Origin of the sequence: Chryseobacterium sp. 'Rf worker isolate 10', from assembly GCF_050753305.1 — a bacterium.
In the GTDB taxonomy this organism is placed as follows: domain Bacteria; phylum Bacteroidota; class Bacteroidia; order Flavobacteriales; family Weeksellaceae; genus Chryseobacterium.
Genome location: NZ_JBOZOF010000001.1, coordinates 1828815 through 1842395, shown reverse-complemented (window position 1 = coordinate 1842395; position 13581 = coordinate 1828815). Strand labels below are relative to the sequence as shown.

The window sequence follows — 13581 nt, the reverse complement described above, 5'->3', positions numbered from 1 at the left end:
ATATTCTATAGGCTTATTTTATTTTAAAATTAGTTTCTTTCTCTTCTTACTGTCATTAAATAGGAAGCGATTACTACTAAACCTGTTGCGATACCGATATAAGTTACCATTTTGTATTATTTTTAATTATTTGACTTTTTTTTATCAATCTTTCAATTGTAATATTACTACTTTCAAATCACGTGCCAAAGTAAATAGTTATGATGTATATCAGTGTATTACGAGAGTTGATGTTCATTTATTGGTGAAATTTTATTTACATTAAATTAATGAATTATTGAAAATTTATTAATACTTTTATTACTCTATCTGTAAAATTTTATTAAAACGTTAACCGTTTCTCGACTTCTATATTGGACTTGATAAAACAAATAATAAATAATGCTTAGCATAATATTGCTGTAAAGTGTATTTTGTGAACTTTAATTTTCACCTGAAATGGATTTTCATGTTAAGAAAACTTATTTTTAATCCAGATTTTTTTCCCTAGGAATTTTTGTCAGCTGTCACATTTCATGACGTGGAGAAATATTGTTTTTGTGTCATGGCAGAAAAAAAGTTGATACACTGACACGTTTTTTATTCCTGTTAATTTTCCATGTGACTAAAAATAAAGCGTTTAAGTTGTGTTAAGTGCCTGTGTAGTAAATAGCCGTATTAATGGATGTTAAAAAAGCAGCTTTTCATAAAGTATTAGAAAGGAGAGAAACACCTGCATTCTTGGGAATAAAGAGATGATCATATTTGTTTCCTTTTTGGAATTACCGAAGTGCTTTCGTTACTTTTGTATAAAGAATGAATTTATGGGACGCAGTTATATTTTTCTTGCTTTGGCAATTATATTTGAGATCATCGCTACCACTTTCCTGAAAAAATCTGAGGAGTTCTCCAAACTGTGGCCATCCGTGGTGACCGTTATCGGGTATGCCTGTGCTTTCTATTTTTTGAGCCTTACGCTTCGGCATATCCCGGTAGGGATTACCTATGCCATTTGGTCCGGAGTAGGAATTGTCTTTATAATAGTGATAGGAGTATTAGCATTCAAGCAGGTTCCGGACCTGCCTGCCATTATTGGTATTGCTTTGATTATAATCGGAGTGATTATTATTAATGTATTTTCAAAAATGGGTACTCACTAGAAAATAATCTCGTGGCGTTTTTCCATCTGTTTCCAATGTTGTGCCCTTGTTTTGTATAAAAAAAACTTTCCCAGTTTATATTTGAACTTTAAATATCCGCGGAATTCAATGCCGCTAAATAATGTAAAAGGAATTGTTGGATTTTCCTCTAATGATTCCCTTATTCCATTGCTGAATACAGTAGGACCTGTAGTAGCATGGATATTATGTGGATATCGGTGACTGTTTATATTATCTATCATCAGTTCTAATGTTTTCTTTAGAAAAGGATGATTTTTATTGAATATAAGCGCCCATTGAACATACAGATTTTCGTGTCTTTCTACACTGATTACAGCTTCATCATTATCCTTAATCAATTCTCTGAACGGTTTGATAATACTGCTGTCGACATCCAGATATACACCTCCTTTCTTATATAAAACAGCATATCTGAAAAAATCAGCTTTTGAAGCACCAATCCTCAGTTTATGATAAGTTTCAATATATTGGGGCGGAAATTCTTCTGTGAGAAATTTTTCTATGTCCTGATCATCATAAAAGTAATACTTGTATTCCGGATTCTTTCTTTTCATATTCCAGATATGATAACGCGTAATCAGAGGAAGTTTTTTAGTTATAAAAGTCTGAAATATCTGTTTAGGTACTGCCATATTCAATTTTATTCAATTCTTAGAGGAAAATCCCGAAATCATTTTCATAAACCATTTGCATAAGTGGTAATAAAATTTTTCATGAATGAGAATACTCTTAATTTATGTTTTCTGAGGTTTTGATTGTATTTTGGGTGAATGGTTAAATCCCAATAGATAGAAATTTTAATTTTTTTTTAATATTTTTTTTCAGATCCTGATAATGAGCTGGAAAACTTTAACATTGAACTATTGTTGATCTTATTTTACTCTTCGTCTTTCAAATGGATTATAAGAAATACCGGCATTGAAATAGAAAGAAGGTTTATAAGTCCCCTTCCATACATAATCATTAAAGGATTCCTGTTTGTTAAAAGCCCTGGAATTAATATTCGCTCTGAGCCCTGCTTTAAAAGTTCCTATGAAATTTCCTCCAAGATTGTGTTCATAGATCGCACCCGAATTGAGAGCTACCTGCCGGAATTCATACGTATTATTATTGCGGTAGGTGTAAAAGGATGTATTATCCATCTCTGTTCCCAGAGATATTCTTCCGTTTGCAGCAATATCTTTTCGTACTAATACTTTTTTCGGAAGCAGTACATCCAGTACCCATCTGTTATTGAATCTGTTTTCATAGGTGAAGATAGGCAGCACAGGAATCTGGGTACTCGGATCAATAATACCAGCCAGTCCGAGAGTCATTTTTGTTTTTGGAGTTACCTTTAAAATCAATGAAGCCGTAACCAATCCTCTGATACGTTCAAAATGCTGATCACTTCCATCCGTCGAAATACTCGCAGAATAAATGGCCGTTTTTTTGAACAACTGTGAAAAATAGCTAAGGTTGATCGCTTCCGAATGATAGTGGAAGTTTTCTTCACCTTCCGTTCCGGGGATGACAGAATTTTCGTTTCTGATTGAAGTGTAGCGATAGCTTAGGGCGGTGCTCAAAAGCCAGCTTCTGTTCTTGATAAAGTAAATATTAGCATCTGCCTTCACCTGTTGAAAGCTTTTCATCTTATTATCCGGAAGATCTTTCCCCTGAAGCTGTGAGGAAAAAGAGGAAGGCGCAACCAGCGTATATTCAAGATTGAAGTTTCGGGCCTGCGGAATTTTATCAGCAAAAAAAGCCCGTACTTTCAACAGAATACTGTCCTTTTTCTGAGCATAAATAATATTTTTAAAAGGGAGTATTGCCAGTGGTACAAGCATTCTTCTCAATGTTTTCATGGGCAGTTTATTTTAAGGATTGACTTACAGATTGAAAAAAATTGAATGTGAAAATTCTGTCATAGAAGATATCCAGACTGTTTTCGATAATGGCATCGGTATAGGAGGCCGTATCCGGAACAAAAGTTTCCTCTACAAAAACAAACCAGACTTCTGAAAGTCCATACCTTCTTCTAAACTCTTCAGAAGCATTACTGTCAGGCACGGCAGAATGTTTAAGGTCGCAAAAAAGAATCCCTTTTTTCTCTTCCTTATGTTCCACAATATTAATAGGATGATGAAGATAGCTGAGGATTTCCATTTTAGGATCAAAACATTCTACAAAATGATGTAAATCAATGAGCTGTATTACTTTTTCTTCCTGTTGAGATTCTGTCATAAAAAAGCATTTTAGTGATATTTCCTGAGTAAGTTGGTGAAAAGCTGTTAATTCCATAAGTGTCATTTTACAACACAAAGGAATAGAGAAAAGGAGCGCATGAATTTGTTTTTATACAAAACCGCCGGTATTTTATACAAAATCCGGAAAGCTGAAAATTGGTATAATAAAATGCAGGTTTTGTATAATAAAATAGTTGTAATTTCCGTTATTGTCTATTTTTGTTAACCTTAAAATGAGTTTATCGCATGAAATACAGTCCGTGGAAATTTGAAGAAACCTTTGCAATGGATTTTTTGGTGGAAGCGAAGTATGGACTCCGAAGACACCTCCTGTTTCTGATTTTCTTTTTCTTTTTGATGTACAGCGCGAGGTTCTGGCATTGGTATTCCGGAATGTATCAGTATTATGTATTGTTCTTTGTGTATACGATTCTCATTGCGATGGTCTACATAAATATATATGTATTGGTTCCGCGGTTTTTCTTTAAAACAAAATATGTTACCTACCTTGTTTTGCTTGTACTGATGGGAGTGGCGGGACTTAATTTTATCGGTTATGGTTTCAGGCTGTTCTTCGAAGAATTCAGAGTGAAAAATATTCTTAAGGAAAGTGAGAGGGGAGGAATTTATGAAGGAGTTCTGATGTGTATTCCGATCATCATGACGACCACAACCATAAAACTTTTGCAGAAATGGATCAATGATAATAAGAGGATCAATGAGCTGAGCAGCCTTACCATGAGTATGGAACTGAATGAGCTGAGAAACCAGATCAATCCTCATTTTCTTTTTAATATGCTGAATAATGTAAAAGCACTTATCAGGACAGACCCAGCAAAAGCTTCAGTGGTGATTGTGAAACTTTCCGAATTTCTGAGGTATCAGCTTTACGAAAATAGTGAAGAAAAAACGTTACTGACTTCAGAAATTGATTTTCTGTCCAATTTTTTAAATCTTGAAAAAATAAGGCGCGATAATTTCTCTTTTGATATTCATACAGAGGCAGATAAACGGATTGTCAACAGCACTTTTATTCCGCCCAATCTGTTTACCACTTTCGTAGAAAATGCAGTGAAACACAGTGTAGATCTCCATGGAGGAGCATCTTATGTGAAAATTGAAATCAATATTGAGAATAAACAACTTTATTTCAGATGCGTGAACTCAAGAAGTGCCGGTTATAGTGTTTCGGATAAGAAGAACAGCGGACTTGGTCTTGCTAATATCACCAGAAGGCTGGAGCTTCTTTATAATGATACTTTTGATCTTCAGATAGAATCCGGTGAGAAAGAATATAGTGTAAATTTAAAAATTCCCGTGTAATGAATTGTATTATCGTTGATGATGAACCTCTGGCAAGATCCGAAATGAGATCGCTGATTACTGAGATCGCCAGTATTGATATTCTTGGGGAGTTTTCTAATGCGCCTTCTGCTCTCGGTTTTCTTAAAGATAATGATGTTGATCTTATTTTCCTGGATATAGAAATGCCTATGGTGACAGGTCTTGAATTTGCAGAAATGCTTCCGAAAAAATCACTGATCATTTTTACAACCGCCTATTCCCAATATGCATTGAAGAGTTATGAATTGGAAGCTGTGGATTATCTTCTGAAGCCTATTGACTCCCAAAGACTGAAAAAAGCGATTGATAAAGCAACACTTTACACCGAATTGTTGTCTAAAGATACGGTGAAAAGTACAGTAGAATCCAATACTGCAGACTTCTTATTCATCAAAGCAGAGCGAAGATTTTATAAGATTAGTTTTTCAGATATTAAGTTTATTGAAGGACTTAAAGATTATGTGGTGATTCATACAATACAGCAGAAGCTTATTACGGCAATGAATTTAAAAACCATTCATCAGAAAATATCCGGTGAAACTTTCATCAGAGTAAGCAAATCATACGTCGTAAATATGAACTATATAGATTCGTTTGATAATCATAATATATACATCGAAGATTCTGAGATCCCTCTTGGAGAAGTCTACAGATCCGAATTTTTTACAAAATTTGCGGGAGGACTTTTGAACTCAGACTGATGGATGAGTAATTAGCAATGAGTAATATAAATATCACTCATGTGATCAAAAAATCTGTGAAAATCTGTGTAATCTGTGGCGAAAAAATGTATCCAATAGATCCTGACTATTATCCTGAGCGTTGTCGAAGGGAGCCCGTTTAAATAAATAAAATCTTTCAACGGCTTTAGCCAAAACCTGAAATGTCATCATTTAATTTTAATAAAGCTTCTGATCCTTTTCACAAAAGAAACTTCTTCTTTTTCCGACTCCTGTTTGTTTTTTGATAAGTTTCTGTCCACATATCGGACAGATAGATTTGGTGTGAACCAGCCAGTGCTTTTTCAAAACAAATTCTCTTTTCCATTTCAGAAAATCAAAACTGTAATTTCTGGCTTCGGCAATAAGTTCTTTTCTTTTTTTAGCAGGAAGATTACCCAATAAACTTTCAGGCTGAACTCCGATTCTGAAAAGAACTTCATTTTTAATAATATTTCCGACTCCCGAAAAAATATCCTGATTCATCAATGCATCACAGACCATCATTTTCGGATTGGATTTTAATTTGTTTTCGGCTTTCTTGGGACTCCATTGATCACTCATTATATCAGCTTCCCAATCAATCGTGGAAAGATATTCAAGAGGTACGGATTTTACGGAGCAGGTGTAAAAATAAATGCTCCCGGAAGAGAAAAACAAGGCTAAACGCAAACTTTGATCTGGTTTAGTCTGTTCATTAATACTATAGGAGCCAAACATTAATAAATGGATACGAATGGCTGCTTTTTCAAAAATAAGGTAAGTCTGCTTTCCAAAAGTCCGGATTTCCAGGAGAGATTGCCCAATGAACACCTCTTTTTCGAATTTGGCATTTCCTGAAACTTCTGTCACTTGCTGACCCGCAAATGGCTGCAGGTTTTCTTTCATTAATATGATGGATGGACCTTCAGGCATACGTTTATTTTGAGATAAAGATTCAAATAATATTCCATAATTGGATAAAATCTAAAGTTTTATCCCAAAATAAACCTATTCAAATTATATTCAGACAAGCTTTTGTCCTACAAATCGGATAACAGAACCCGTCCCGTTGTGGAATAATCCCTCACTCAGCTCAATTTCTGTTTCTGCTAATTCAATAATGCGATAGTCCGGAAAATCGGCTTTGATCTCTTCAATAGAAAATAAAGATTCAATATCTTTCGGGCCGCCTACCTTTTCGTTCTTTGCAATATATTCAAGATGACTTTTACTGAAAGCTTCGAAAATGACAAAGCCATCTTTACGCAGATATTGATTCAGCATCTGATGAATAGAAGACTTGATGGCACCCGGAAAATGGGCATAGATAAGAGCAATAGCATCAAACTGTTCTATCTGATAATCCAAAGTAGAAAGTTCTCCCACCTGATAATCAATAGAAGTTTTCAGCTGCTCAGCCAGTTGCAGTGCTTTGTTTCTTCCGTTTGCACTGATGTCGAAAGCAGAAACCTTCCATCCCTGTGTGGCTGCAAAAACAGCATTTCGGCCTTCACCTTCTGCAGGAAAAAGTATTTTGCCTGGTTTCAATTTGCTAAGCTGTTCTTTAAGATAATTGTTGGGTTCCGTTCCATACGCAAACTCTTCGCTGCCGTACCTTTCGTCCCATCTGTTGAGCCATGTATTGTCTGTCATAGTTATAAAGAATTTAAAATGTAAAAGAAGAATGTGAGTATTCTTCCGCTTATTAGTTGTGTCAAATGTAGAATATTTCCTGAAGCTTTCCGATCCCTAAAAAACGTTTACTATAATAGATTTTTTGAATGACAGATCTCTCTAATAAAAATCTAAATACTATTCCATACAATTAAAATTTGGAGTAATTTTGAAAAATGATGAATTTAAACCAGATTTTCACCAATCAACGTACAGGAAACAATCCACAGACTAAAGCTTCACGAACTGATTTTCAAAGGGATTTCGACAGAATTATCTTCTCTTCTGCCTTCAGAAGACTGCAGAATAAGACTCAGGTTTTTCCTCTTCCCGGAAGTGTTTTTGTACACAATAGACTTACGCATTCTTTGGAGGTATCATCCGTAGGAAGAAGTTTAGGAAGTATTATTGGTGAATTTATTGCTGAAGATTTTAAAAACGAACTTACTGAAGATTCAAAGAATTTTTATCTCTATAATTTAGGAAATGTAATTGCAGCAGCGTGTTTGTGTCATGATGTTGGAAATCCGGCTTTCGGACACTCCGGGGAAGATGCTATTGCAAGCTATTTTGAAAGAAATGAAAAAGATCTGAAATCAAAGTTCAATGAAAAAGAGTGGGCGGATCTGGTTAACTTTGAAGGAAATGCTAATGCAATCAGAGTACTTGCGCAGCAGCAGCAAGGAAAAGATGCCGGAGGTATTCAGTTGACATTCTCTACACTGGCAAGTATTGCAAAATATCCATGTGAGGCTGTAGCGAAGAAAAAAGGAATCATCCACAGGAAGAAATTTGGTTTTTTCCAGAATGAAAAAGATATATTCCTCGAAATCGCCAAAGGAACCCAACTTATTTCTGAAAGTGAAGAGCCACATATTTTCAAAAGACATCCTTTTGTATGGCTGGTGGAAGCGGCAGACGATATCTGCTACAACATCATTGATATGGAAGATGCTCACAGATTGGGAATTGTTTCAACAGCTGATTGTAAAAACTTATTTTTCGAGCTTGTAAAATCTGAAACAGATGATGTTCAGAGAATTGAAACAAAATTAAGCTCGATTTCTAATGAAAATGAACAGATTTCTTATTTAAGAGCGAAAGTAATTAATGCATTGATCAATAAGTCGATTGAGATGTATAAATCCAACTTTGAGACGATCCTTGAAGGAAATCTTGGCAACGGCTTACTTGATATTTATAAAAAAGAAAATAAAGCACTTCAGGATATTGAGAGTTTCTCGGTAGAAAAAATTTACAATCATAAAGCGGTTGTTGAAATTGAGAATGCAGGCTACAACGTAATGTATGAACTACTGGATCATTTTATTCCCTCCATTCTTAAGCCTGACGGCCAAAGAAAATCCTATGATGAAAAAGCTTTGAAATTAATTCCAAAGCAATTCATTTACAATGACGGAACCGATTATCAGAAAGTTCTTGGAGTTATTGATTTCGTTTCCGGAATGACGGATAATTACGCTACCGATTTGTATAGGAAAATTAAAGGAATAGACATCGGGATGACAATGTAAATTCTATTTATTGTAATAATTCAGAAGCCTCTTCTATTAATGACTGCATTAAAGTGGAGGCTTTTTTATGCTTTAAAATAGGAGCAATCTGTCCAGACCAGAAGAATACCAGGTCGTTCTTTTGCTGTTCTAGGGCGGCTTTTCTCAATGCTCCCATAAAATACGTTTGCAAAGGAAACGGTAATGTTTTGTCCTTTGCAGCCAATACATCTCTTGTAATTTTTGTAGTAATTCCACGGCCTAATCTTCCGGTATATGCTCTGGAAAGCGTAGTGGATTTTGCTGCATCAGAAAACAAAAACTCTTTATGGATGGGTAATGCTCCGGATTCTTCTGTGGCTAGAAATGCAGTTCCGATCTGTACGGCATCAGCACCCAGTTTGAAAGCACTGGCAATTCCACGGCCGTTGGCAATACCTCCGGCAGCAACCACAGGAATTTTCACCTTATCCTTAATTAATTGAATCAAAACAAAGGTTCCTGTTGTAGAAAGCTCAGCCTGATCCATAAATGAAGGTCTGTGGCCGCCACTTTCGAAGCCGGAAGCTACAATTATATCCACTCCTGTTTTTTCCAGAGCAACTGCCTCATCCAGCGTTGTGGCATTTCCCAATACAACAGTTCCCTGCCGATGAAGATCTTCGATGATATTTTCATCAAGCAATCCGAACATAAAGCTGAAAACTTTAGGTTTAATATCAAGGACTACATCCAGCTGATTCTGAAATCTCGATTCAAAAGAGAGTGGAGGTGCAGGAATATCTGTTTGCAAAAGATCAAAATAAGGTTTGAAAGTTTCAACCGTCTTTTGATATTGTTCTTTTGTATGTTCTTCGTCAATAATATCATGATCGTTTACCCAGAGATTAAGGTTATAAGGTTTGTCCGTTTGGGATTGTATGGCTGTGTGAATGTCATAGATCTCCTGTGGTGACAAAGTATACGCTCCAAAACCTCCCAATCCTCCAAGGTTACTTACCGTGGTTGTCAGTTCAATGGTAGAAAGACCTCCGCCAAAAGGGCCTTGCAGAATAGGATATTCAATCCCTAATAATTCCGTAATCCTATTTTTATTCCACATGATTGTATTGGTTTTAATTAAAAATTTGAATTAAGGTTGTACATGGGTCAATGTCTTGTTAACGATGAGCCATTTTCCGTCTATATGATTGAAAGTTATGAAATTATAATAATTAAAATCATACATTCTTACATTTAATTTTGCGACAGCAATTGAATGAATGACATCAATTGAAATAATTTCAGCCTTAAATCTTTTTCCGGATTTTTCGGGGCTTACACGGTTCCCAACTCCTTCAATATATTGTTCTGCTGTTTTCAAATAAAGAACTCCATTGACATCTCCGAAAAGCAAAGCACCTTTATAAAAAGCTTTTTTCAACAGCTCAGTATTTCCTTCATAAATCCCTTTGAAATAATAATTCTCTATGACATTTCTTATTTCAGTTTCTGGTGTCTGATTGGTATTCATATCCTTTAGATTTTGTGCATGGCTGCTCAACGGAAAGCTGAACAGCCATGCTATAATTAATGATAGTTTCATGATAAGTGATGTCCGGCTCCCATGCCTCCGTCCACATTGATGATGGCTCCGGAAATTAATTTATTCTTGGCAATTGCATGAATCATTTGGGCAACTTCTTCCGGTTCTCCGATACGGTTGATCAGGTGAAGGCCTGCATTATGATCAAGGTCTGCACCATGCATTGGAGTTCTGATTAATCCCGGAGCAACCGTATTCACTCTGATATTATCTTTTCCAAACTCTGCAGCCAGTTGTAAAGTTAGTGCATGAATAGCTCCCTTGCTGGAAATAGGTGCTGTAGAAGGAGATTCCGCAATAGCATGATATACCAATGGCGTTCCTACATTGATCACCACTCCGTCTTTTTGTTTGATCATCTGAGGAATAATAGCCTGCGTGGTGAAGAATGTTCCTTTTAAATTTGTTGTTAAAAAACGGTCCAGATAGTCTTCAGTAACCTCCAGAAATGGTTTGTTTTCATAAATTCCTGCATTATTGATAAGAACATCAATAGCTCCGAATCTTTCTAAAGCTTTTTGAACCAGTGCTTCTCCTGTTGCTTTGTCTGAAACATTTCCGGCAACCATTGCCAGATTCTGTCCGGCTCCCAATTCATGATATGCTTCCTCCAGTTTGGATGCTGTTTGTGAATTAATGATGACATGATCACCTCTGTCTAGGAAATAACGGGCTGTTTCCAATCCTATTCCGGAAGATGCCCCTGTTATAATGACGGTTTGTTTTTTCATTGCTGATTTATTTTTTTTCTGTTGAAAATCCCTGTTCTTTTAACACTGAAACCTGTTCTCCGGCATATCCCCAGTTGTCATCTTCAATTTCATTGATGACAATATGGGTTAAATGAGGATCCTTATTCAAAACTGAAGTAACGGCTTCACTTATTTTTCTGATTAATTGTTGTTTCGTTTCGCGGGTAAGATCTTCGCGAAGTACTTCTACTTTTATGAATGGCATGATGGTAAATTTTTAAGATGGTTAATATTTGAATTAATAAGCTTCCGCAACAAGATGAATGTTGAGGTCAAAATTGTTGTAGATCAAGGTGTCACCAAGATTGGTGAAGAAATTAGAAGATCTGAATTTGATGTTGAATTTCGTTCTGTCAATCACTATTTTAGTATCTAAAACAGCTGCATTATCCGTTTTTACGATCTGTAGACTCGTATCAATAGGATGTGTGATGCCTTTTATCGTAAGATTTCCTTTCACGTAATATAGATTCTCATCACTCGGTTCTGTATGAGTAATCTCGAAATAAGCTTCGGGAAACTGTTCTGAATTAAAGAAATCATCAGAAGCCAGATGATTGGCAAATTGAACATTGGTTTCTGCATCCTCAATATCAAGGATTTTGATACTGCGGGTATCAATGGTAAATTTTCCAGATATAGGTTTTCCCTCTCCGAATATAAAGTTTCCTTCTTTTACATCAATAGTTCCATTGTGAGCGCCGGTTACTTTTCTTCCGATCCACTCGATGGTGCTATTTTCTTTATTGACTTTAAAATTTTTTGTGTCCATTTTTATTGGGTTTAAATGTTGACACAAAGTTCAGCCGATCGAAAGAAAAAGTTACGTGATGTACCTCACAAAATAGAAGGGATTTTAAAGAGGTAAATTATTGATGGAGTCTGCTCAGAGTTTCTCTGGTCACTCCAAGATAAGAAGCAATCAGGTGTTTCGGAACCAGATTGTATAACTGTGGATACATAGATAAAAGCTCCTGATAACGAAACTTAGCATCATTATTCATAAAAGAAAGCAGACGTTTCTGCGCAGCAACGTATCCTTTGTTGGTTCTCCATCTGAAAAAATGTTCCACCTCATGAATTTCATTGCAGATCTTTTCCCTGTCTTCATTGGAAATAGACAGGATAGTGGCATTTGTAATGCAGTCTACATTAATCGTAGCCCTTGTTTTGCTGTAAAGCGCATCAAAATCGGTCACCCACCACGTAGGCATGGCAAACTGGAGGATAAACATTTTCATACTGTCATTAAGATAGAAAGCTTTCAGGCAGCCCTCAATAACAAAATATTCATGGTTCACAAAATCACCTTCTGAGATCAGGCTTTGCCCTTTCTTTAAACTCATCAGATTAAAATGCCCAAAAACATAATCCAGCTGCTCTTCCGTAAGAGAAGTGAATTTGGAGATATGATCTTTTAATATTTCTTTAGAATCGGTCATGGTGTGTAATGAATATTCAAAAGTAAGAGTTTTTAAGAATAATTTTAATTTTAAAAAATAATTTAGCCGTTGCAGCACTGATTTTCTGTGGATTATATTTCCGGTTTTACATTTATTTTTCCTATATTTAAGCAAACACGAACAACAATGTTTTTAACAAAACAGGATTTGTGACGACATATTAAAAAAATTAAAACTATGGGTATATATTTAGCGCCCGTTATTTTCTTCGGGCTTATCATTTTATTCGCTTCGTTTTTTGTGGTTAAGCAGGAAACAGCGGCTATTATTGAGCGCTTTGGGAAATTTCGGGCTGTAAAACATTCTGGTCTTCATCTTAAGTTGCCAATTATAGATCAGATTGCAAAAAGACTGAATTTGAGAATTCAGCAGCTGGATGTAATGATTGATACGAAAACATTGGACAACGTTTTCATCAAAATGAAAATTTCCGTTCAGTATCAGGTCATCAGAAGTCAGGTTGGAGATGCTTATTATCGTTTGGAAAATCCTGAAAATCAAATCACTTCATTTGTTTTTGATGTGGTAAGAGCAGAAGTTCCAAAGCTGAAGCTGGATGATGTATTTGTAAGAAAAGATGATGTGGCAATTGCTGTAAAAGGTGAGCTTCAGGAAGCTATGAATAGTTATGGTTATGATATTATCAAAGCTTTGGTAACAGATATTGATCCGGATGAGCAGGTAAAACATGCCATGAACAGAATAAATGCTGCAGAAAGAGAAAAAACTGCTGCAGAATATGAATCCGAAGCACAAAGAATCCGTATTGTAGCCGTTGCAAAAGCAGAAGCAGAATCTAAAAAACTACAAGGGCAGGGGATTGCTGATCAGAGAAGAGAAATTGCAAAAGGACTTGAAGAATCTGTAAGAATGCTGAACAATGTGGATATCAATTCTCATGAAGCATCGGCGCTTATTGTGGTAACACAGCATTATGATACTTTACATTCGGTAGGAGCGAGCAGCAGAAGTAATCTTGTACTTCTTCCGAATTCGCCTACTGCAGCAAGCGGAATGTTGAATGATCTTGTAGTAGCCATGACCACTGCGAACACAGTAGGAGAGGCTACAAAAGGAAAATATCCGGATCCGCCTCAAAAAGAAGCTGGATTTTAAGAATTAAACATTGAACTTAAATAAAATAAAAGAGCTCCTGAAATTTC

16 protein-coding genes are annotated in these 13581 nt (G+C 35.8%); 5 read left to right on the top strand and 11 right to left on the bottom strand.

The window, feature by feature from the left end:
* The first annotated feature begins 803 nt into the window (after positions 1 to 803).
* Positions 804 to 1139, top strand: a complete 336-nt coding sequence (locus tag LKL37_RS08300) for a DMT family transporter (protein WP_431610088.1) — start codon at positions 804 to 806, stop codon at positions 1137 to 1139.
* Here the strand turns inward: LKL37_RS08300 and LKL37_RS08295 are convergent.
* The 3 genes from LKL37_RS08295 to LKL37_RS08285 form a co-directional block, all read right to left on the bottom strand.
* Complete coding sequence (locus LKL37_RS08295; RefSeq protein WP_431610087.1) at positions 1136 to 1792, bottom strand: glycosyltransferase family 32 protein; 657 nt, start codon at positions 1790 to 1792, stop codon at positions 1136 to 1138. The two genes, LKL37_RS08300 and LKL37_RS08295, sit on opposite strands and share 4 nt — an antisense overlap.
* 240 nt (positions 1793 to 2032) lie before the next feature.
* Positions 2033 to 3004, bottom strand: a complete 972-nt coding sequence (locus tag LKL37_RS08290; protein WP_431610085.1) for a hypothetical protein — start codon at positions 3002 to 3004, stop codon at positions 2033 to 2035.
* 7 nt (positions 3005 to 3011) lie between these two features.
* Positions 3012 to 3383 (bottom strand): hypothetical protein, encoded by a 372-nt coding sequence (locus tag LKL37_RS08285; RefSeq protein WP_431610084.1) that lies wholly within the window; start codon positions 3381 to 3383, stop codon positions 3012 to 3014.
* A gap of 248 nt (positions 3384 to 3631) precedes the next feature.
* Here LKL37_RS08285 and LKL37_RS08280 point away from each other — a divergent pair, with 248 nt between their 5' ends.
* Together LKL37_RS08280 and LKL37_RS08275 are read left to right on the top strand one after the other, a co-directional pair.
* Positions 3632 to 4708 (top strand): sensor histidine kinase, encoded by a 1077-nt coding sequence (locus tag LKL37_RS08280; protein ID WP_431610083.1) that lies wholly within the window; start codon positions 3632 to 3634, stop codon positions 4706 to 4708.
* Positions 4708 to 5430, top strand: coding sequence for a LytR/AlgR family response regulator transcription factor (locus LKL37_RS08275; RefSeq protein WP_431610081.1), 723 nt, complete (start codon positions 4708 to 4710; stop codon positions 5428 to 5430). The genes LKL37_RS08280 and LKL37_RS08275 overlap by 1 nt, the downstream gene beginning before the upstream one ends.
* Positions 5431 to 5628: 198 nt before the next feature.
* Here the strand turns inward: LKL37_RS08275 and LKL37_RS08270 are convergent, their stop codons facing one another.
* Both LKL37_RS08270 and LKL37_RS08265 read right to left on the bottom strand, forming a co-directional pair.
* Positions 5629 to 6363, bottom strand: a complete 735-nt coding sequence (locus LKL37_RS08270) for a DNA-formamidopyrimidine glycosylase family protein (protein ID WP_431610080.1) — start codon at positions 6361 to 6363, stop codon at positions 5629 to 5631.
* A 90-nt stretch (positions 6364 to 6453) separates the two neighbouring features.
* Positions 6454 to 7083, bottom strand: a complete 630-nt coding sequence (locus tag LKL37_RS08265; RefSeq protein ID WP_431610079.1) for a class I SAM-dependent methyltransferase — start codon at positions 7081 to 7083, stop codon at positions 6454 to 6456.
* 200 nt (positions 7084 to 7283) lie between these two features.
* Between LKL37_RS08265 and LKL37_RS08260 the strand changes: the two genes are divergently transcribed.
* Positions 7284 to 8639: a deoxyguanosinetriphosphate triphosphohydrolase gene (locus LKL37_RS08260; RefSeq protein WP_431610444.1), complete on the top strand. Its 1356-nt coding sequence runs from the start codon at positions 7284 to 7286 to the stop codon at positions 8637 to 8639.
* 7 nt (positions 8640 to 8646) lie between these two features.
* Here LKL37_RS08260 and LKL37_RS08255 read toward each other — a convergent pair whose 3' ends face one another.
* From LKL37_RS08255 to LKL37_RS08230, 6 genes are all read right to left on the bottom strand, one after another.
* The gene (locus tag LKL37_RS08255; RefSeq protein WP_431610078.1) at positions 8647 to 9720 is read right to left on the bottom strand and encodes an NAD(P)H-dependent flavin oxidoreductase; all 1074 of its coding nucleotides are present in this window, start codon (positions 9718 to 9720) and stop codon (positions 8647 to 8649) included.
* Positions 9721 to 9750: 30 nt separating this feature from the next.
* A complete protein-coding gene (locus tag LKL37_RS08250) occupies positions 9751 to 10203 on the bottom strand; it encodes a nuclear transport factor 2 family protein (RefSeq protein WP_431610077.1) in 453 nt (150 codons plus the stop codon).
* Positions 10200 to 10934 (bottom strand): SDR family NAD(P)-dependent oxidoreductase, encoded by a 735-nt coding sequence (locus LKL37_RS08245; RefSeq protein WP_431610076.1) that lies wholly within the window; start codon positions 10932 to 10934, stop codon positions 10200 to 10202. Before LKL37_RS08245 ends, LKL37_RS08250 begins: the two co-directional genes overlap by 4 nt.
* A 7-nt stretch (positions 10935 to 10941) precedes the next feature.
* Positions 10942 to 11160 (bottom strand): tautomerase family protein, encoded by a 219-nt coding sequence (locus LKL37_RS08240; RefSeq protein ID WP_431610075.1) that lies wholly within the window; start codon positions 11158 to 11160, stop codon positions 10942 to 10944.
* 33 nt (positions 11161 to 11193) lie between these two features.
* On the bottom strand, positions 11194 to 11727 hold the full coding sequence (locus LKL37_RS08235) for a YceI family protein (RefSeq protein ID WP_431610074.1): 534 nt from the start codon (positions 11725 to 11727) through the stop codon (positions 11194 to 11196).
* A 97-nt stretch (positions 11728 to 11824) separates the two neighbouring features.
* Positions 11825 to 12397: a Crp/Fnr family transcriptional regulator gene (locus LKL37_RS08230; RefSeq protein WP_431610073.1), complete on the bottom strand. Its 573-nt coding sequence runs from the start codon at positions 12395 to 12397 to the stop codon at positions 11825 to 11827.
* A gap of 198 nt (positions 12398 to 12595) precedes the next feature.
* Here LKL37_RS08230 and LKL37_RS08225 point away from each other — a divergent pair, with 198 nt between their 5' ends.
* Positions 12596 to 13534, top strand: a complete 939-nt coding sequence (locus tag LKL37_RS08225) for an SPFH domain-containing protein (protein WP_431610072.1) — start codon at positions 12596 to 12598, stop codon at positions 13532 to 13534.
* Positions 13535 to 13581 lie beyond the last annotated feature (47 nt).